This is a genomic window from Pseudoduganella sp. GCM10020061, assembly GCF_042683405.1.
In the GTDB taxonomy this organism is placed as follows: domain Bacteria; phylum Pseudomonadota; class Gammaproteobacteria; order Burkholderiales; family Burkholderiaceae_D; genus Telluria.
The window spans coordinates 415,365-433,183 of the sequence record NZ_JBHUJS010000002.1; the positions used below are offsets into that span (position 1 = coordinate 415,365).

The following is a 17,819-nucleotide window of genomic DNA, read 5'->3' on the forward strand; positions in this document are numbered from 1 at the left end:
CTGACTTATTACATTACGCGGCCTGGGTCAGGCGCTGCAGGACCTGGCGGGCCAGCGTTTCCGATTCCGCCTGCTGGCTCGCTTCGATGGCGCTTTGCTCGGCCAGCTGGCAGCTGGCGCGTTCCTGCGCCAGCCGCTGTTCCAGCGCGGCCAGGGTAGCGTCATCCGCTTCGGCGCGGCGGCGCTCGAGTGCCACCAGTTCCTCGCGCGCACGGGCCATCGCCATGGTGCGCTCCGCGGCTTTCTGCTGCATCTCGGCCTGCTCCTGGGCAGCCGCCAGCAGCAGGCGCTGGGCGTCGCGCTTGTCCAGCGCGGCCTGGGCGGCGGCGCGCTGCGCCAGTTCGGTCTCGCGCACCAGCGTGGCCAGTTCGCGCTCGGCCGCTTCCTTCTCCGCGGCGGCGGCGATGCCTGCCTCTTCGGCGGCGACACGGGCGGCCAGCGCCGCATTGGCGCGTTCGTCCATCGCCGCGCGTTCGCGCTGCGCCGCCACTTTCTGCTGCATCAGTTCCATCGACGCGCGCTCGGCAAGCACGCAGGCGCGCTCCGCTGCCGCAGCCTGCTCCAGCACTTCCTGCGCGGCCTGCTGCACGCGGGCGCGCTCTTCCTGCGCCACGGCCAGCGCCTCGGCCGCCGCTGCCTGTTCCTGCGCAGCCAGCGCTTCGGCAGCTGCCGCCTGCGCCATCCGGTCCGCCGCCTCCGCCTGGCGCTGCAGCGCTTCGCCGGCCGCGCGTTCGGCGTCGGCCTGCATGCGCAGGGCTTCTGCTTCCTGCCGCGCGGCCTGGGCACGCAGGTCCGCGGCCGCTGCCGCCTGTTCCTGGGCTGCGCGCTGTTCCTGCACGCGCATCAGTTCCGCTTCTTCTGCGATTGCGCGGGCACGCCCGGCGCGCACCAGCGCTGCGGCCTCCTGCGCGCGCGCCTGCGCCAGTTCGGCGGCCTGCCGCTGCGCTTCGGTCTGCGCGGCCAGCGCGGCCTGCAGCGCCTCCTCGGCCGCATTCTCGGCGGCGGCCAGTTCGGCGGCCTGCCGTTCCAGCGCGGCACGGGCATCGGCCAGTTCGCGCGCCCTCTTCTGTTCTTCGGCCTGCGCCAGCGCGGCGGCAGCCGCGGCTTGTTCCGCCAGCGTGCGCGCCTGCGCCTCCCCGGCGGCGACGCTTTCCGCCGCGACGCGTTCCTTGGCGCGGGCGCCCGCTTCTTCCTCGGCCATGGCGCGCGCCAGCGCGACTTCGCGCAGCTGGCGGTCCACCTCGATGCGCTTCCCGGTCGATTCCAGGATGCGCGCCTCCGCGGCGCGGCGTGCTTCGGCGGCAGCCAGCGCGTTCGCTTCGATGCGCTCGCGCTGCAGCGCCTGCTCGCGCAGCTCCTTTTCCGCTTCCAGGCGCAGGTGCAGGGCACGGGCGGCGGCGCGCTCGGATTCGCTGTGCGCCAGCGCGATCGCCTCGCGTTCCTGCTCCAGGTGGGCCAGCGCGCGGGCTTCTTCCAGCGCATGCGCTTCGGCAGCGGCGCGGGCAAAGGCAGCGGCCAGCGCGACCTGGTCGGCGCGCTCGCGCTGCTGCGTCATCTCCAGCGCTTCGGCTTCGGCCGCGGCCAGCTGCTCGGCGGTCTGGCGGGCGCCGCGCGCGTGGCGCTCGCGCTCGCGGGCCAGCGTGGCAAGGCGGGCCTCGGCCGATGCGATCTGCAGTACCTCTTCCTTGGCCGCTTCCACCGCCGCCAGCCGTTCGACCGCGTGCACGCGGGCCTGCTCGGTCTCGGCCAGCAGGGCGCGCTCGGCCTCTTCGGCATGCGCTGCCAGCGCAGCCTGCGCTTCCATCTGCTCGGCTGCGCGGCGGCGGGCTTCTTCCTGCTCCTTCTGGCGCGCCTCGGCAGCCAGCTTCATCAGGGTTTCCGCTTCCACGCGGGCGCGCAGTTCGGCGGTTTCCTGGCGCACGGCGTCGAGGCGGTCCGCGCTGGCCCGGGCGGCGGCGCGCAGCGTCTCCAGCCGGTCACGGTTCGCCTCGATCACCTGTTCGGTGGCGCTGGCCTGCTCCAGGGCAGCGGCCGCCGCGGCGGCGTCCATGGCGGCGCGTTCTTCAGCCAGGCTGCGCGCGCGCGCTTCGGCGGCGGCGCGGCTCTCGGCAGCGCAACTGGCCTTCGCTTCCGCTTCGACGCGGGCGATGGCCTGGTGGATGGAATGGATGTTGACCGGCGCTGCAGCGACGGCGACGGGCGCTGCTTCCTGGTTGGGAAGGCAGATGGTGATGTCGGCGTCGTCGTGCTGGGCTGCGGTGTGCATCGGGTCCTCGCGGAGATTCGGGTAGTCTGCCGGAGATTATCCGGCCACCCGCGCGCGCACAGAACCCGGATCAGGGCCGGGAAAACCCTCTTTCTCGCCGCTTCAGACGGGCCACAGGGGCGGCTCGTCCATGAGCGCGACCTGCTCGCGCAGCTCCAGCACGCGGTCCTGCCAGTAGCGTTGCGTGTTAAACCACGGGAAGGCGGCGGGAAACGCCGGGTCGTGCCAGCGCAGCGCCAGCCAGGCCGAGTAATGGATCAGGCGCAGCGTGCGCAGCGCCTCTACCAGGTACAGCTGGCGCGGATCGAAGTCGCAGAAATCCTCGTACCCGGCCAGCACGTCGGACAACTGGCGCACCATGTCCTGGCGCTCGCCGGACAGCAGCATCCACAGGTCCTGCACGGCCGGACCGCTGCGGCAGTCGTCGAAATCGACGAAATGGGGCCCGTCCGGCGTCCACAGCACATTGCCGGCATGGCAATCGCCGTGCAGGCGGATGATGGCCACATCGCCGGCCCGTTCATAGCAGCGTGCCACGCCGTCGAGCGCCTGGCTGGAGACGCTGGCATAGGCGTCGGCCAGGTCGCGCGGAATGAAGCCGTTGTCGATCAGGTAGCGGCGCGGCTCGTGGCCGAAGGTGTCCGGCGTGATCGCGGGGCGCTCGGCAAAAGGACGGCGCGCGCCGACCGCGTGGATGCGCCCGATGAAGCGGCCGGTCCATTCCAGCGTCTCCGGATCGTCCAGCTCCGGCGCCCTGCCGCCGCGGCGCGCGAACACGGCAAAGCGGAAGCCGCCGTGCGTATGCAGGGTGGCGCCTGCCAGCACCAGCGGCGCGACCACCGGAATCTCTTCCGCGGCCAGTTCCGCCACAAAGGCGTGCTCCTCGGCGATCTGCGCGTCGCTCCAGCGTCCGGGGCGGTAGAACTTGGCGACCACCGGCGGCCCCTCCTCCATGCCGACCTGGTACACGCGGTTTTCGTAGCTGTTCAGGGCGAGCAGGCGGCCATCGCCGCGCAGGCCGACACCATCGAGCGCGTCGAGCACGCAGTCGGGCGAGAGGCCGTCAAATGTCTGGGGAGCGGAAGTCATATCCGCCATTGTAAGGTGTGGTGCGGTAAACTACGGCCTTCAACCTAGAAAGAGCACCATGCAACTCGACCAGCCCCTCAGCGATAAAGAATTCGACGACCTCGACAAGTTCCTCCTGTCCGACAGCAGCCCGGAAGACGCCATGACGATGGACATGCTGCACGGCTACCTGACGGCGGTGGCGATCGGTCCGGAACCGATCATGCCGGCCGAGTGGCTGCCGCGCGTCTGGGGCGACGATCCGAAGCAGGGTCCGAAATTCAAGAACGCCAAGGAAGAAGACCGCATCCTCAACCTGATCATGCGCTTCATGAACGAGATCCTGGTGACGTTCGAAGTCGCGCCAAAGGAATTCGAGCCGCTGTTCGTCGAGCACGAAGTGGACGGCGAACGCCTGATCGACGCCGAGTCGTGGTGCTGGGGCTTCTGCGAGGGCATGGAGATCCGCCCGGAATCGTGGGAAGAGATCTTCGACTCGGAGCAGGCGCCGCTGATGAACCCGATCATGCTGCTGGGCGCGGACGAAATCGAGGAAGAAGACCTGCCGCTGGTGGAAGACCCGAAGAGCGCACACAAGCTGGCGCTGGAAGTGGAAGCCAACCTGCCGCTGATCCACCGCTTCTGGGTGCCGCGCCGCAAGGCGCCGGTGCAGACGCTCAAGCGCGAAGAGCCGAAGGTCGGCCGCAACGACGACTGCCCATGCGGCAGCGGCAAGAAGTACAAGAAGTGCTGCGGCGCCGATAGCTGATCCATCGGCCCGGATGCCGGCTTCGGCTCCGGCATGGTCCGTCCGCTAGAAGGTGATGCGCACGGACGACGCGCTGCGTTCCGCCTCGCCATGATAGACGGCCTCGATGTTGTTGCCGTCGGGGTCCAGCACGAATGCAGCGTAGTAGCCCGGATGGTACGGGCGCTCGCCGGGAGCGCCATTGTCCGACCCGCCACTGCGAAGGGCTTGCTGATGGAACGCGTCCACCATGGCGCGGTCCTTCGCCTGGAACGCCAGGTGATGGCGGCCGGTCAGCTTGCCCTGCGCCGCCTTGCTATCGGCAGTGGAGACGAACAGCTCGTCGGCCCAGAAATAGCCTTCTCCCGTGCCACCGATGGGCACCTCCAGCACTTTGAAGACCGCTTCGTAGAATGCCTGGGAAGCGGGAAGATCGCGCACGACCAGCTGGATATGGTCGATCAGGCGTCCGCGGTGAAGCTCCTGCGTTTCCATAGTGTCCTCCGTGGAGATGGCATCCAATCATACTGGATGCGTTCTCCGGATGACCGCCCGGTTGATGCGGCGCTACCGCCTACTCGTCATGCAGAGGGATGTCGTTCTCCCTCAACATCTCCAGCGCCCTTTCGTAGCCGCGCAACGCGGATTGCCGCAACCAGAAAATGCCCGCTTCCTCATCCTGCGCGACGCCATCGCCCTCGACCAGGAGGTTCGCATGCTCGTCGTCATGCTTCCTCATTCCTGGTCGGCTGGATGCCCACATTACCTCAACAGGAAGCACTGTCGCAATCTAGGCCAGGCGCGACTCATAGAGGGACGCGACGAGGTCGGACTGGGTGACCATGCCGGCGAACCGGCCGTAACTGTCCACCACGGGAATGTGGTGGTAGCCGGCGTTGGCCATCAGCGGCACCAGCTCCACCGCGGCCATATCTGTGCGCGCCGTCACAGGACTGCGCGTCATGATGTCTGCGACCGTCTGCGGGCCGCGCTTCCGGGCAAGCAGGCGGCGCAGGCGGCGGCGCAGCGTTCCATAGTCGTCCATGCCGAGTCCGTGCACGAAGTCGTTTTGCGACACGATGCCGCGCACCCATCCGTCCGCATCCAGCACGGGCAGCGCGTGCACCTTGTGCGCGCGCATTTGGCGCCACGCGTCGTCCAGGCGGGTGCCCTCCTCCACCGTGATCGCGTCGGCGGACATGATGTCGCCGCAGGTGATCAGGCCGAAGCGGCGCGAGTAGGCGTGCATTTCGGTCTGCAGGAACAACGATTCGAGGTCGTCGCGGCTCACGTCCAGCACCTGGCCGTAGCGTTTGAGGACCTGGTCCAGGTCCTCGGGCGTGAAGCCCAGGCGCGCAGTCGGTGCGGCGTCCCGTGTGGCGTGCACATTGACCTGTGCGGGCTGTTGCAGGTGCGGGTAGCGGCGCCCGGTGAGGTTGTTGTAGATGAGCGCGATGAGCACCATCAGGAGTGACTCGGCGCCGACTGGCGCGAGCGCGTAACCGTAGCCGGCCGCGTGCACTTGGGGGCCGCCCAGCACCGCGCTCAGGGCGACCGCGCCGCCGGGCGGATGCAGGCAGCGCAGCAGGAACATGCTGGCAATCGCCAGTGACACTGCGAGGCCGGCCGCCATCACGGGGTCCGGGAAGGCGCGCGCGCAGGCGACACCGACTGCGGCGGACAGCATGTTCCCGCCCACCACGGACCAGGGCTGCGCAAGGGGGCTGGCGGGAACGCAGAACAGGAGAACGGCCGATGCGCCCATCGGCGCGACCAGCAATAGCGGCGAGACGCCGCCCCACATCGCGGCGATGCCGCCGGTGACAAGCAGGCCGGCCAGGGCGCCAACGCCGCCACGGAACTGCTCCTTGAATCCGACTGTGTTCGGGTGCGGACGGAACCGCTGGTACCAATGTTTCATAAGTAAACGACGATGGGGACTGTCCCCGGAGGGGACCGTCCCCAGCTTTCTTTGCCGGAATCGCGGCTGCTCGAACTGGCAATCAGGGACGGTCCCCGTCGGGACAGTCCCGGACCGCAAGGTTAGCGGGTGTACTGGCGGGTCCAGGCGACGATGCTGCCGGCATCCATGGCGCCGGCCTGGCGCGCCACTTCGCGTCCGCCGACAAACAGCGCCAGCGTCGGAATGCTGCGGATGCCGAAACGCGCACCAAGGTCCTGCGCGGCTTCGGTGTCGACTTTCAGCAGCCGCACCGCCGGCTCCAGCTGCCCGGCAGCCTGCTTGTACGCGGGCGCCATCGACAGGCATGGCCCGCACCAGGGCGCCCAGAAGTCGACCAGGACGGGAATGTCGTTACGGCCGATGTGCTTGTCGAATCGCGCGCCCGCGCAGTCGAGCGGCGCACCGGTGAACAGCGTCTTGCTGCAGTTGCCGCACGACGGCCCCTCGCCGAGGCGCTCGCGCGCCAGGCGGTTGACCGCGTCGCAATGCGGGCAGACGACGTGAACTGACTCGTTGGACTGTGCCATGCTGATCTCCTGTAATCCGTTGCCATATCGCCGGCCGGGACGCGGCGCATGGGTCCCGGCCGAGTACCACCCTGGCCGGACGAGAATTACAGTTTAATGAAATGCTCGCGGTAGTAGCGCAGCTCTTCGATCGACTCGACGATATCGGCCAGCGCGGTGTGCTTCTGGTGCTTCTTGAAGCCGCTCGCCAGTTCCGGCTTCCAGCGGCGGCACAGCTCCTTGAGCGTGGAAACGTCGAGGTTCCGGTAGTGGAAGAACGCTTCCAGCTTCGGCATGCCGCGCGCCATGAAGCGGCGGTCCTGGCAAATGGTATTGCCGCACATCGGCGATTTGCCGGCCGGGACAAAGTTCTTCAGGAAGGCGATCAGCGCGGTTTCGGCGTCCGCTTCGGTGACATTCGATGCCTTGACGCGGTCGATCAGGCCGGAGCGGCCGTGGGTGCCCTTGTTCCACGAGTCCATCTTGTCCAGCGTTTCGTCGCTCTGGTGGATGGCGAATACCGGGCCCTCGGCCAGGATATTCAGGTGCATGTCGGTGACCACCACCGCCACTTCGATGATCTTGTCGTTGTCCGGGTCCAGGCCCGTCATTTCCATGTCCACCCACACCAGGTTGAACTCGTTCGGACGGTGAGTGGCCGTTGGCACGGGGATATCGGTCGCTTGTGACATAATTCTCTCTTATTGCGTAGTCAATACCGCCATTTTCTCACAGGCACAGCATGTATTCATTTGCGTTCTCGATTTTGTTCGTGGTTTTCTTCCTGGTCACGCTGTCATTGCGATTCTGGCTCGCGAACCGGCATATCCGCCACGTTTTGCGTCACCGCGACGCCGTTCCCGCCGAATTCGCCGCGCGCATTCCGCTCGACGCGCACCAGAAAGCGGCCGATTATACGATCGCCAAGACGCGCCTGGGCATGGTCAACACCGTCGTCGCCGGCGTGGTGCTGATCGGCGTTACACTGATGGGCGGCCTGCAGCTGCTGTCCGTCACGCTGCTCGAACAATTCGGTACCGGGATGGGCTACCAGATCGCGCTGGTCGCCGCTTTCGCCATCCTCTCCGGCCTGATCGACCTGCCGCTCGACTACTACCGCCAGTTCGTGCTGGAGCAGCGCTTCGGCTTTAACAAGATGACGCCGCGCCTGTTTGTCACCGACATGCTCAAGGGCGTGCTGCTCGGCGCCGCGCTGGGCCTGCCGCTGCTGTGGGTGGTGCTCACGCTGATGGAGAAGACCGGCGACCTGTGGTGGCTGTACGCCTGGCTGGTGTGGAGCGGCTTCCAGCTGCTCATGATGGTGCTGTACCCGACCGTGATCGCACCGATGTTCAACAAGTTCTCGCCGCTGCAGGACGAAAGCCTGAAGCAGCGCATCGAAGGGCTGATGCAGCGCGTCGGCTTCGCATCCAAGGGCCTGTTCGTGATGGACGGTTCCAGGCGCAGCGCGCACGGCAATGCGTACTTCTCGGGCTTTGGCGCCAACAAGCGCATCGTGTTCTTCGATACCCTGCTGGAGCGCCTGGCGCCGCAGGAGATCGAGGCGGTGCTGGCGCACGAACTGGGCCACTTCAAGCTGCGCCACATCGTCAAGCGCATCGTCGTGATGTTCGCGCTGTCGCTCGGCTTCCTGGCGCTGCTCGGCTACCTCAAGCAGCAGGAGTGGTTCTACTCCGGACTGGGCGTGACGCCCTGGCCGTTCGCACAGAACGACGCCATGGCGCTGATTTTGTTCATGCTGGTGCTGCCTGTGTTCACGTTCGTGCTGTCGCCGCTCACCTCGATCACCTCGCGCAAGCACGAGTTCGAGGCCGACGCGTTCGCGGCCCGGCATGCGGATGGCGGCGACCTGGTCTCGGCGCTGGTCAAGATGTACGAGGATAACGCGTCCACCCTCACGCCCGATCCGCTGCACTCGGCCTTCTACGATTCGCACCCGCCGGCATCGGTGCGCATCCAGCACCTGAACATGGCGGCCGCATGAAGCTCACCGAACAACGCTGCAGCCGCGACGCCGCGGCCCTGTCCGGCGACGACATCGCCGCCCTGCTCCCGCAACTCGACGGCTGGTCCGTCGATGGCGCCAGCCTGGTGCGCGAATTCGGCTTCAGGAACTACCACGAGACCATGGAATTCGTGAACGCGCTCGCGTGGGTCTCGCACACCGAGGACCACCACCCGGAACTGGTGGTGAGCTACAAGGCGTGCAGGGCACGCTACAACACCCACTCGGCGGGCGGCGCGATCTCGCGCAACGACTTCATCTGCGCAGCCAAGGCCGATGCCCTGTACCGCCAGCGGGCAGGCGCATGAGCGCCGCGCTGACCGGCACCATCATCGCCGCCCATGGCCGCCACTACCTGGCGGAAGTCGACGGCCGCCTGCTCCAGAGCGTCACGCGCGGCAAGAAGACCAACGTGGCGGTCGGCGACCTGGTGCACCTGAAAATGACATCGGCCGACCAGGCCGTGATCGAATCGATCGCCGAGCGCAAGACGCTGCTGTACCGCTCGGACCAGTACAAATCGAAGCTTCTGGCGGCCAACCTGACGCGCCTGTTCATCGTGGTGGCGACCGAGCCAAGCTTCGCGGACGACCTGGTCTCGCGCTCGCTGGTGGCGGCCGAAGCTGCCGGCATCGACGCGCACCTCATCCTGAACAAGGTGGATGTGGAGGAGCAGCTGCCGCGCGCGCGCGAACGCATCGGCGTGTACGGCGCGCTGGGCTACCCGGTGCACGAGCTGTCGGCACGCGCGCATCCGCAGCACGCGGTCGACACCCTGATGCCGCTGCTGGAGGGCCAGTCCTCGATCTTCATCGGCCAGTCCGGCATGGGCAAGTCCTCGCTCATCAACCTGCTGGTGCCCGACGCTGAGATCGCCACGCGCGAGATTTCGGCCGCCCTCGACACCGGCAAGCACACCACCACCTTCACCCGCCTGTACCGGCTGCCGAACGGCGGCTCGGTGATCGATTCGCCAGGCTTCCAGGAATTCGGCCTGTACCACCTGTCCGAAGGCATGCTGGAACGCGCCTTCCGCGATTTCGCGCCTTACCTGGGTGGCTGCAAGTTCTATAACTGCCGCCACCTGAGCGAGCCGCAGTGCGCGGTGCTGGGCGCGGTCGAGGAAGGCAAGATCGCGCGCATGCGCCACACTCTTTACGCGCAGCTGCTGCACGAATCCTCGCAAACCCTCTACTAGCGGTTCACAAGCGGCCCTTTCTCTCCTAGAATCGGCGGACGCGCGCTACCGAAGAGATCGCATGGAACGTTTTACTGTCGAAGACAATGTGCTCGAGTGGGAAAAAGAACTGCCCACGCTGAACGGCAATGCGCGCATCGCCACGCTCGTTCAGCTGGCCTGGCACTTGCGCCAGCGCGACTACCAGCGCTCGCTCGACCTGTCCAGGCAGGCGCTGGCCCTGCTGTCCGTCTCCACCATTCCGAAACCCGAGGCCGAGCGCATCCGCCTGCGCTTGGCGCTGGTGCGCGCCGGCACCATGCGGCTCGAAGGGCATCTCGATAGCGCCCAGGCCGAGGTCGAGCGCCTGCTGCGGGGCTGGGATGCCATCGGCGACCCGCTGGGCAGCAGCGATACGCACTGGACGATGTCCTGGATCGCGATCGACCGCGGCGACCACGCCCGCAGCGACCGCGAGCTTGTCCTGGCAGCGCAGCGCGCACGCGACGGCAATGACGACGTGCGCGCCGAGATTGCGGAAGCGGCGATCGCACGCTGGGCGGTGCTGCACGACCGCAGTTCGGCGGTGGCCAGGTGGGGCGAGCGCCTGACGCCCGAAGCCGCCCGGGCCGCGCCGCCAGCGCTGGCGACCTGGATCTACGACTATCTCGCACTGGCGGCCGGCGAAGCGGGCGAGTTCGCGGAGTCGGCCGGCTACTTCATCCACAGCTACGAGGCGGCGCTGCAGACCGGCCAGCTGCGCGCCGCGATCACCGCCGCGAGCAACGTGGGCGAATGCTTCACCTCCCTGAACGACCACCAGTCCGCGCTCGAATGGCTGCAGCGCGGGCTCGACCTGGCGCGCCCGACCGGACTGCCGCGCGACGTCGGCGGCTGCCTGATGAACACCGCCGACACGCTGCGCCGCCTCGGCAAGCTGGCCACCGCACGCACCATGCTGGACGAGGCGTTGGCGATCCTGCGTCCGCTCGCCAACGGGCGCGACTACGCGCTTGCCTTGCGCTACCTCGGCGAGCTGTGCCTGGACCAGAAGGATTTTTCCGGCGCGTTGGACGCGTTCCAGCGCCTGGACGAACGCGCGCTGGCACTGGACCAGGCCGACATGCGCAGCGCGGCGCTGCGCGGACAGGCGCATGCCCTGTCCCGCCTCGGAAAAGCCGTCCTCGCCCGCGACGCGGCGCTGGAAGCGGAGGCCCTGGCGCACGCCCACGAACACAGCCACAACCGCATCGCGGCGCTGCGCGAGCTGGCGGCGATCCACGCCAGCCACCACCTGCCGCCACCGGACGGCATGACTGCGCCGACGGCCGCCTTGCACTACCTGGAAGCCGCGCTCGCAGTAGGACAGGCGCTCGACGACTTCCTGGTGCCAGGCGAGCTGCTCGACGCCATGGCCGCCGAGCATGCGGCGCTGGGCGACTACCGCCGCGCATGGGAAGTCGCCTCGGAAGCATCCGCCATGCGCGACCGCACCCACAGCCGCGAAGCCGCCAGCCGAGCCGCCGCAATGCGCGTGCATAACCAGACCGACCGTGCCCGCAACGAAGGACAGCACCTGCGCCGCCTGGCCGAGTCGGAAGCACGCCGCGCCGAAGTCCTGCAGCGCACCAGCAGCACGCTCGAGCGCCTGTCCGCGATCGGCCGCGAAGTCACCGCGCAGCTGGAACCCGCCGCCGTGTTCGATGCGCTGAACCGGCACATCCACGGGCTGCTCCCCGCCACCACCTTCGCCATCTACCTGACCGATCCGGACGGCACCATGCTGGTACGCGCGTTCGGCGTCGAGCTGGGCCAGCCAATGGCGCATAACTCGTTCTCGCTCTCGAACCCGATCGCGAACACCGTGCGCTGCCTGAAGGAGCGCCGGGAGATTTACATCGGCAACTTCGCCGAGTCGCCGCACCGCAACCTCGTCCCAGGCACCGTCGACACCCAGACCGCGCTGTTCGCGCCCCTGATCGCCGGCGAGCGAACGATCGGCGTGATGACCGTGCAGTCTTGCGAAACCGATGCCTACGGCGACATCGAGCGGCTGGTGTTCCGCACCCTGTGCGCCTACGGCGCGATCGCGCTCGACAACGCGCGTGCCTACACCCAGCTGCGCGACGCCCAGTCCCAGCTGGCAGCCAAGGAAAAGCTGGCCGCGCTGGGCGCCCTGATGGCCGGCGTCGCGCACGAACTGAACACCCCGATCGGCAACAGCCTGCTGATCGCCAGCACCCTGCAGGACCGTACCGCGGAGCTGGCGAAGATGACGCAAACGGGCACGCTGCGCCGTTCGGAGCTGGAGCGCTATATCGCCGACGCCACCCACGCATCGGAACTGGCCCTGCGCGGCCTGACCAGCGCGGCGTCCCTGGTCAACAGCTTCAAGCAGGTGGCAGTGGACCGCACTACCGAGCAGCGGCGCAGCTTCGACCTGCGCCAGGTGTGCGAGGAGATCGTCGCCACCATGATGAACCGCGTGCGCGCGGCCGGCCATGCCATCGCCATCGAGGTCCCGTCCGGGCTGGTGCTCGACAGCTATCCGGGACCGTTCGGCCAGGTGATCACCAACTTCATCAACAACGCCCTGCTGCACGCCTTCGAAGGACGGCAAGACGGGCGCATGTGGCTGACCGGCCGCCAGCTGGGAGACGGCCGCATCGAGGTGCAGTTCGGCGACGATGGCAGCGGCATCCCGCGCGAGAACCTTGGCCGCATCTACGACCCCTTCTTCACCACCAAGCTGGGTCAGGGCGGCAGCGGGCTGGGACTGTCGATCAGCTACAACATCGTCACCGCGCTGCTGGGCGGCCAGGTGCGGGTGGCGAGCGGCGCCGGCGGCACCACCTTTACCCTCGAACTCCCGCTGGCGGCTCCCGCCAGCGCGCAAGCGGAGACCGAACCGATCTACTGAACGTCCATCCACGGCCCGAACGACGTCGCCCTGCCGCGAAGTCATGCCGGGCGACGCCAGGTGTGCGCGCGCACGTGCGCTGCACGGTTTTCCTGTTTTGCACCCGGCTTTGCCAAACCCCGTATAATTGACGGGCTAACAGCTTAGAAAGATCGTCCGCGCCCTGCCGCGGGCTGACCACCCCGTCTCTATGACAACCAACAAACCGATCAGGCACTTCCTCCAGTTCTCGGACTTCACGCGTGAAGAATTCGAGTACGTGATCAAGCGCGCCGCCATCATCAAGCACAAATTCAAGAACTACGAGATCTACCATCCCCTGGTCGACCGTACCCTCGTCATGGTGTTCGAGAAGAACTCGACCCGCACCCGCCTCTCGTTCGAGGCCGGCATGCACCAGCTGGGCGGCGCGGCGATCTACCTGAATACCCGCGACTCGCAGCTCGGCCGCGGCGAACCGGTGGAGGACGCCGGCCAGGTCATGTCGCGCATGTGCGACATCATCATGGTGCGCACCTTCGGCCAGGAGATCATCGAGCGCTTCGCAGCGCACTCGCGCGTCCCCGTCATCAACGGGCTGACCAACGAGCACCACCCGTGCCAGGTGCTGGCCGACGTGTTCACTTATTACGAACACCGCGGGTCGATCACCGGCAAGACCGTGGCCTGGATTGGTGACGCCAACAACATGCTGTATTCGTGGCTGCAGGCCGCCGAAGTGTTCGGGTTCCACCTGAACGTGGCGACGCCCAAGGGCTACGACATGGACATGGCGCTGGTGAACACCGACCGCTATACCGTATTCGACGATCCGCGCGACGCCTGCAATGGCGCGGACCTGGTCAACACCGACGTGTGGACCAGCATGGGCTACGAAAAGGAAAACGCCGAACGCCTCCGGGCCTTCGCCGGTTTCATCGTGGACGACGAGAAGATGGCGCGCGCCCACAAGGACGCGCTGTTCATGCACTGCCTGCCCGCGCACCGCGGCGAGGAAGTTGCGGCCAGCGTCATCGACGGCCCGCAGTCGGTCGTCTGGGACGAGGCGGAAAACCGCCTGCACGTCCAGAAGGCCCTGATCGAATACCTGCTGCTCGGACAGCTCCCAGACTAATCTCCCCTCCCTACGGAAACACCATGAGCGACGTTAAAAAAGTAGTGCTTGCCTATTCGGGCGGCCTTGACACATCCGTCATCCTGAAATGGCTGCAGGATAACTACAAGTGCGAGATCGTGACCTTCACCGCGGACCTCGGCCAGGGCGAAGAGCTTGAGCCGGCCCGCGCCAAGGCGATCAAGTTCGGCATCAAGCCAGAAAACATCTACATCGACGACGTGCGCGAGGAATTCGTGCGCGACTTCGTGTTCCCGATGTTCCGCGCGAACACCGTGTACGAAGGCGAATATCTGCTCGGCACCTCGATCGCGCGCCCGCTGATCGCCAAGCGCCTGATCGAGATCGCCAACGAGACCGGCGCGGACGCCATCTCGCACGGCGCCACCGGCAAGGGCAACGACCAGGTGCGCTTCGAGCTGGGCGCCTATGCGCTCAAGCCGGACGTCAAGATCATCGCCCCATGGCGCGAGTGGGACCTGCTGTCGCGCGAGAAGCTGCTCAAGTACGCGGAAGACGCAGGCATCGACATCGACATGAAGCACAAGGCCGGCGGCGCGCCATACTCGATGGACGCCAACCTGCTGCACATCTCGTTCGAAGGCCGCCACCTGGAGAATCCGGAAGCGGAAGCCGAGGAATCGATGTGGCGCTGGACCGTCAGCCCGGAAGCGGCGCCTGACCAGGCCGAGTACCTCGACGTCGAATACGAACAGGGCGACATCGTCGCGCTGAATGGCACGCGCATGTCGCCGGCCACCGTGCTGGCGGAACTGAACCGCCTGGGCGGCAAGCACGGTATCGGCCGCCTCGACCTGGTCGAGAACCGCTATGTGGGCATGAAGTCGCGCGGCTGCTACGAGACGCCCGGCGGCACCATCATGCTGAAGGCGCACCGCGCGATCGAATCGATCACGCTGGACCGCGAAGTGGCGCACCTGAAGGACGACCTGATGCCGCGCTACGCCTCGATGATCTACAACGGCTACTGGTGGGCGCCCGAGCGCGTCGCGCTGCAAACCCTGATCGACCACACGCAGCAAAGCGTGAACGGCTGGGTGCGCGTGAAGCTCTACAAGGGCAACGTGATCGTGGTCGCGCGCGACTCGAAGACCGACTCGCTGTTCGACAAGAACATCGCCACCTTCGACGACGACTTCGGCGCCTACAACCAGGCCGACGCCGGTGGCTTCATCAAGCTGAACGCGCTGCGCATGCGCATCGCCGCCGTCGCTCGCGCCAAGCGCAAGTAACAGAGAGCGTCCGCCAACAAGACCGCCCTTCGGGGCGGTTTTTTTTATGCGCGTCCCGAAGCGTGCGTTATTGAGCACGGAATTTCTTTGTGATATTGTCAATTGGAACGTTTTTTTGCCAACCACAATGAGGAAACCCATGAAACGTGCCGCCCTCCGTGCCCTGTCCGTCGTCGTGCTCGCCCTCGCCGCCCACACGGCAGCTGCGAACAACATTGCCTACCTCTCGTCCTCGAACGGATACATGCTGCACAACAGCGGCGGCAGCGCAGTGACGGCGGACTGGCGCGGCCAATCCGCGCTGGAAGGTTTCTCGGGCTACGGCCAGATCCGCCTGAACGGCCAGTGCCTGGGCGGCAAGGACAACCAGCCGCTGCGCTGGGAAGGCTGCCGCGGCGGCGACAAGAGCCAGGTGTGGGCCTTCAATAACGGCAAACTCAACAATGAACTGGGCTGGTGTGCCGACGTCGAAGGCGGCCGCAACGGCGCCGGCGTGCGCGTGCTGGCCTGGAACTGCAGCGGTTCGAGCAACCAGCGCTGGAAGGCGCACCAATTGCAGTCCGCGCAGTCGGTCGCGGCCCGGCTCGGCAATTCCGCAGCCGGCAAGACGCTGGTCGATACTGCGCGCGTGGCCCGTCCCGGAGAAGTCATCAGCCTGGCGACCGGTCGCGTGGTCTCGGCCGGCGGCGCCAACGCAGTGGCGGCCGGCGGAGCGAACGTGATCGCGGCCGGTGGCGGCAACGTCGTCTCGGCTGGCGGGGGCAACTGATGCGTGCGATCCCGGCGATGATGCTCGCGCTGGGGTCGGCGCTGGGCAGCGCTGCCGTGCAGGCAGCGCCGCTGACGCCCAACAGCGGGCCGCTGGCCGTGTCCGGTGAGCTGGCGGAAGGCGGCAGCGCCATCGGCCGCTTCGACGTCCAGGCGCTGCTCAAGGACGGCAATTTCACCGGCGCCGCGACGGTGACGGTGGACGGCAGTTCGGTCTCCGGGCCGCTGCTGGCAAACCGCAGCTACCTGGAAAATGGCCGCTGTTATTTTCGCGTCGAGAACGGCCGGGCACGCGCCGAGATCTCCGGCAGGTGCGACAGCGCGGGCCTGGAGGGCCGTTTCGAGACCTTCATCCCCGGCCTGGGCCTGAAAACCGGTATCTCCCGGGCTGCCTTCACGCTGGCGGGTGGCGAATCGGCCACCGCGCCTGCCGCATCCGGCAAGCTGCCCGGCGGGAAGCTGACGTGCGCCTTCAATGAACCGAAGGTGAGCTTCAAATGGGGCGAGCCGACCCAGTACAGCCTGCAGTATTCGAATATGGTCAGCCTGACGCTCGATGCCGGAGGCACTTACGCGGCCGGCTCCGGCAAGGGCGGCCGATACACCAGGCAGGGCGGCAAGATCCGGCTGGAATCGGGTCCGTGGGCGGGCGCCATCGGCTCGCTGGAAAACGACCGCTCGGGCACGCCCGCCGTGGTGTTCCACATCGAAGAGAACCGCCGCGCGGACGGCGTGCACCTGGTCGACCCCTACACCACGCGCTGCACCAGGGCGCGCTGACCAGGACGGGGCAGCGGACGGGCTGCCCTTTTCTTTTGCGTGCTAGCCGCCCTGCTCCGACCGCAGCACCTGCAGCTTCGTTTTCTTCCCCTGGCGGTAGGTGTACAGCGTGAGCGCGGCGTTGCGCAGGTCTCCCTTCTGGTCGAACGCGATCGTCCCGGTGATGCCCTCGTGCCGGATCTTCGCCAGCACCGGCAGGAACTTGCGCGGGTCGGACGACTGCGCCTGCTGCATGGCCGCCGCGAACACCATCACGCCGTCGTAGGCGTAGGGCGCGTAGGTCTGCAGCGGAATCCCGTAGCGCTGGCGGTAACGCTCTACGAAGGCCGTGAACACGGCCTCCTGCGGCCCGGTCACGCCGCCGGCGACGGCGCAGAACACGCGGTCTTCGCCCAGCGCGTCACCGGCGAGCACCGGCAGCTTTTCCGAGCAAACCCCGTCGCCCGCGACCAGGCGCGCCCTGATCCCCAGCGCCTTCATCTGCTTGAGCATGGGACCGGCCACGGCGTCCATGCCGCCGTAGAAGATCACGTCGGGCTTGCGCGCGCGGATCTGCGTCAGGATCGCGTTGAAGTCGGTCGCCTTGTCGTTGGTGAACTGGCGGCTGATGATGGTGGCGCCATTGCCGGCCCGCCTGACCTCCTTCACGAACTGGTCGGCCAGGCCCTGCCCGAACGCGGTGCGGTCGTCGATGACGGCGATGTTCCTGGCCTTGAGCGTGTCGACCGCATAGCGCGCCAGCGTGCGGCCGATCAGGTTGTCGTTGGCGACCACCCGGAATGCCGTCTTGTAGCCCTGCTGCGTATACAGCGGCGTGGTCGCTGCCGGCGATATCTGCGGGATGCCGGCGTTGGCGTAGATCTTGGAGGCGGGGACGGTGGTGCCTGAATTCAGGTGGCCCACCACCGCCGCCACGCGCGCATCGACCAGCTTTTGCGCCACCGCCGTGCCGGTCTTCGGGTCGCCCGCATCGTCTTCCGCGGCCAGGCGCCACGTGACTTTGCTGCCGCCGATGGTGATGCCCTTGGCGTTCAGGTCCTCGATCGCCATGCGCGCGCCGTTCTCGATGTCCTTGCCGAGGTGGGCGCCGGGACCGGACAGCGGCGAGGCCGCGCCGATCAGGATGTCGGTCCGGGCCAGGACGGATGGCGCGACGGCGAGGGACAGCAACGACGACAGGATCACGGCGGACGGACGCATGGCAGCCTTTCTGGGTGGGATGCCGCCGAT

Annotated in this window: 17 protein-coding genes; 9 read left to right on the forward strand and 8 right to left on the reverse strand. The window is 67.3% G+C overall.

Annotation, left to right across the window (positions count from 1 at the left end; genetic code table 11):
• Positions 1-13: 13 nt before the first annotated feature.
• Positions 14-2,266 carry a hypothetical protein gene (locus tag ACFSQR_RS05675; protein ID WP_377728651.1) on the reverse strand — a complete coding sequence of 751 codons (2,253 nt, stop codon included), beginning with the start codon at positions 2,264-2,266 and terminating at the stop codon, positions 14-16.
• Positions 2,267-2,368: 102 nt separating this feature from the next.
• On the reverse strand, positions 2,369-3,364 hold the full coding sequence (locus ACFSQR_RS05680; RefSeq protein WP_377728652.1) for a serine/threonine protein kinase: 996 nt from the start codon (positions 3,362-3,364) through the stop codon (positions 2,369-2,371).
• Between the two features lie 49 nt (positions 3,365-3,413).
• On the opposite strand from ACFSQR_RS05680, the gene ACFSQR_RS05685 reads away from it, so the two are divergent.
• A complete protein-coding gene (locus tag ACFSQR_RS05685; protein ID WP_377728653.1) occupies positions 3,414-4,103 on the forward strand; it encodes a UPF0149 family protein in 690 nt (229 codons plus the stop codon).
• 45 nt (positions 4,104-4,148) lie between these two features.
• Here the strand turns inward: ACFSQR_RS05685 and ACFSQR_RS05690 are convergent, their stop codons facing one another.
• The 5 genes from ACFSQR_RS05690 to orn form a co-directional block, all read right to left on the reverse strand.
• The gene (locus ACFSQR_RS05690; protein ID WP_377728654.1) at positions 4,149-4,577 is read right to left on the reverse strand and encodes a VOC family protein; all 429 of its coding nucleotides are present in this window, start codon (positions 4,575-4,577) and stop codon (positions 4,149-4,151) included.
• Between the two features lie 79 nt (positions 4,578-4,656).
• Entirely contained in the window at positions 4,657-4,821 is a 165-nt protein-coding gene (locus tag ACFSQR_RS05695; RefSeq protein ID WP_377728655.1) for a hypothetical protein, read from the reverse strand.
• Positions 4,822-4,872: 51 nt separating this feature from the next.
• Positions 4,873-6,003, reverse strand: a complete 1,131-nt coding sequence (locus ACFSQR_RS05700; RefSeq protein WP_377728656.1) for an HPP family protein — start codon at positions 6,001-6,003, stop codon at positions 4,873-4,875.
• 122 nt (positions 6,004-6,125) lie between these two features.
• Entirely contained in the window at positions 6,126-6,572 is a 447-nt protein-coding gene (gene trxC, locus ACFSQR_RS05705; protein ID WP_377728658.1) for a thioredoxin TrxC, read from the reverse strand.
• 86 nt (positions 6,573-6,658) lie between these two features.
• Entirely contained in the window at positions 6,659-7,243 is a 585-nt protein-coding gene (orn, locus tag ACFSQR_RS05710) for an oligoribonuclease (protein ID WP_377728660.1), read from the reverse strand.
• Positions 7,244-7,293: 50 nt separating this feature from the next.
• Between orn and ACFSQR_RS05715 the strand changes: the two genes are divergently transcribed.
• From ACFSQR_RS05715 to ACFSQR_RS05750, 8 genes are all read left to right on the forward strand, one after another.
• Positions 7,294-8,556, forward strand: a complete 1,263-nt coding sequence (locus tag ACFSQR_RS05715) for a M48 family metallopeptidase (protein ID WP_377728661.1) — start codon at positions 7,294-7,296, stop codon at positions 8,554-8,556.
• Positions 8,553-8,885 (forward strand): 4a-hydroxytetrahydrobiopterin dehydratase, encoded by a 333-nt coding sequence (locus tag ACFSQR_RS05720; protein WP_377728663.1) that lies wholly within the window; start codon positions 8,553-8,555, stop codon positions 8,883-8,885. Before ACFSQR_RS05715 ends, ACFSQR_RS05720 begins: the two co-directional genes overlap by 4 nt.
• Positions 8,882-9,775: a ribosome small subunit-dependent GTPase A gene (rsgA, locus tag ACFSQR_RS05725; RefSeq protein ID WP_377728664.1), complete on the forward strand. Its 894-nt coding sequence runs from the start codon at positions 8,882-8,884 to the stop codon at positions 9,773-9,775. Before ACFSQR_RS05720 ends, rsgA begins: the two co-directional genes overlap by 4 nt.
• 61 nt (positions 9,776-9,836) lie before the next feature.
• Positions 9,837-12,674, forward strand: a complete 2,838-nt coding sequence (locus tag ACFSQR_RS05730; RefSeq protein WP_377728665.1) for an ATP-binding protein — start codon at positions 9,837-9,839, stop codon at positions 12,672-12,674.
• 190 nt (positions 12,675-12,864) lie between these two features.
• Positions 12,865-13,788 (forward strand): ornithine carbamoyltransferase, encoded by a 924-nt coding sequence (argF, locus tag ACFSQR_RS05735; RefSeq protein ID WP_377728666.1) that lies wholly within the window; start codon positions 12,865-12,867, stop codon positions 13,786-13,788.
• 23 nt (positions 13,789-13,811) lie between these two features.
• On the forward strand, positions 13,812-15,041 hold the full coding sequence (locus ACFSQR_RS05740) for an argininosuccinate synthase (protein ID WP_377728667.1): 1,230 nt from the start codon (positions 13,812-13,814) through the stop codon (positions 15,039-15,041).
• A 139-nt stretch (positions 15,042-15,180) separates the two neighbouring features.
• Positions 15,181-15,810 (forward strand): ricin-type beta-trefoil lectin domain protein, encoded by a 630-nt coding sequence (locus ACFSQR_RS05745; RefSeq protein WP_377728668.1) that lies wholly within the window; start codon positions 15,181-15,183, stop codon positions 15,808-15,810.
• Positions 15,810-16,589, forward strand: a complete 780-nt coding sequence (locus tag ACFSQR_RS05750) for a hypothetical protein (RefSeq protein WP_377728669.1) — start codon at positions 15,810-15,812, stop codon at positions 16,587-16,589. Before ACFSQR_RS05745 ends, ACFSQR_RS05750 begins: the two co-directional genes overlap by 1 nt.
• Positions 16,590-16,631: 42 nt before the next feature.
• Here ACFSQR_RS05750 and ACFSQR_RS05755 read toward each other — a convergent pair whose 3' ends face one another.
• Positions 16,632-17,789: a branched-chain amino acid ABC transporter substrate-binding protein gene (locus tag ACFSQR_RS05755; RefSeq protein WP_377728670.1), complete on the reverse strand. Its 1,158-nt coding sequence runs from the start codon at positions 17,787-17,789 to the stop codon at positions 16,632-16,634.
• Between the last annotated feature and the right edge of the window lie 30 nt (positions 17,790-17,819).

What these genes read in the sequence shown, in the direction of transcription:
- ACFSQR_RS05745 (WP_377728668.1), top strand. Translation starts at nt 15,181, where the DNA reads ATGAAACGTGCCGCCCTCCGTGCCCTGTCCGTCGTCGTGCTCGCCCTC.
- ACFSQR_RS05680 (WP_377728652.1), bottom strand. Translation starts at nt 3,364, where the DNA reads ATGGCGGATATGACTTCCGCTCCCCAGACATTTGACGGCCTCTCGCCC.
- ACFSQR_RS05715 (WP_377728661.1), top strand. Translation starts at nt 7,294, where the DNA reads ATGTATTCATTTGCGTTCTCGATTTTGTTCGTGGTTTTCTTCCTGGTC.
- orn (WP_377728660.1), bottom strand. Translation starts at nt 7,243, where the DNA reads ATGTCACAAGCGACCGATATCCCCGTGCCAACGGCCACTCACCGTCCG.
- ACFSQR_RS05695 (WP_377728655.1), bottom strand. Translation starts at nt 4,821, where the DNA reads ATGAGGAAGCATGACGACGAGCATGCGAACCTCCTGGTCGAGGGCGAT.
- ACFSQR_RS05750 (WP_377728669.1), top strand. Translation starts at nt 15,810, where the DNA reads ATGCGTGCGATCCCGGCGATGATGCTCGCGCTGGGGTCGGCGCTGGGC.
- rsgA (WP_377728664.1), top strand. Translation starts at nt 8,882, where the DNA reads ATGAGCGCCGCGCTGACCGGCACCATCATCGCCGCCCATGGCCGCCAC.
- ACFSQR_RS05675 (WP_377728651.1), bottom strand. Translation starts at nt 2,266, where the DNA reads ATGCACACCGCAGCCCAGCACGACGACGCCGACATCACCATCTGCCTT.
- argF (WP_377728666.1), top strand. Translation starts at nt 12,865, where the DNA reads ATGACAACCAACAAACCGATCAGGCACTTCCTCCAGTTCTCGGACTTC.
- ACFSQR_RS05740 (WP_377728667.1), top strand. Translation starts at nt 13,812, where the DNA reads ATGAGCGACGTTAAAAAAGTAGTGCTTGCCTATTCGGGCGGCCTTGAC.
- ACFSQR_RS05730 (WP_377728665.1), top strand. Translation starts at nt 9,837, where the DNA reads ATGGAACGTTTTACTGTCGAAGACAATGTGCTCGAGTGGGAAAAAGAA.
- ACFSQR_RS05690 (WP_377728654.1), bottom strand. Translation starts at nt 4,577, where the DNA reads ATGGAAACGCAGGAGCTTCACCGCGGACGCCTGATCGACCATATCCAG.
- trxC (WP_377728658.1), bottom strand. Translation starts at nt 6,572, where the DNA reads ATGGCACAGTCCAACGAGTCAGTTCACGTCGTCTGCCCGCATTGCGAC.
- ACFSQR_RS05755 (WP_377728670.1), bottom strand. Translation starts at nt 17,789, where the DNA reads ATGCGTCCGTCCGCCGTGATCCTGTCGTCGTTGCTGTCCCTCGCCGTC.
- ACFSQR_RS05720 (WP_377728663.1), top strand. Translation starts at nt 8,553, where the DNA reads ATGAAGCTCACCGAACAACGCTGCAGCCGCGACGCCGCGGCCCTGTCC.
- ACFSQR_RS05700 (WP_377728656.1), bottom strand. Translation starts at nt 6,003, where the DNA reads ATGAAACATTGGTACCAGCGGTTCCGTCCGCACCCGAACACAGTCGGA.
- ACFSQR_RS05685 (WP_377728653.1), top strand. Translation starts at nt 3,414, where the DNA reads ATGCAACTCGACCAGCCCCTCAGCGATAAAGAATTCGACGACCTCGAC.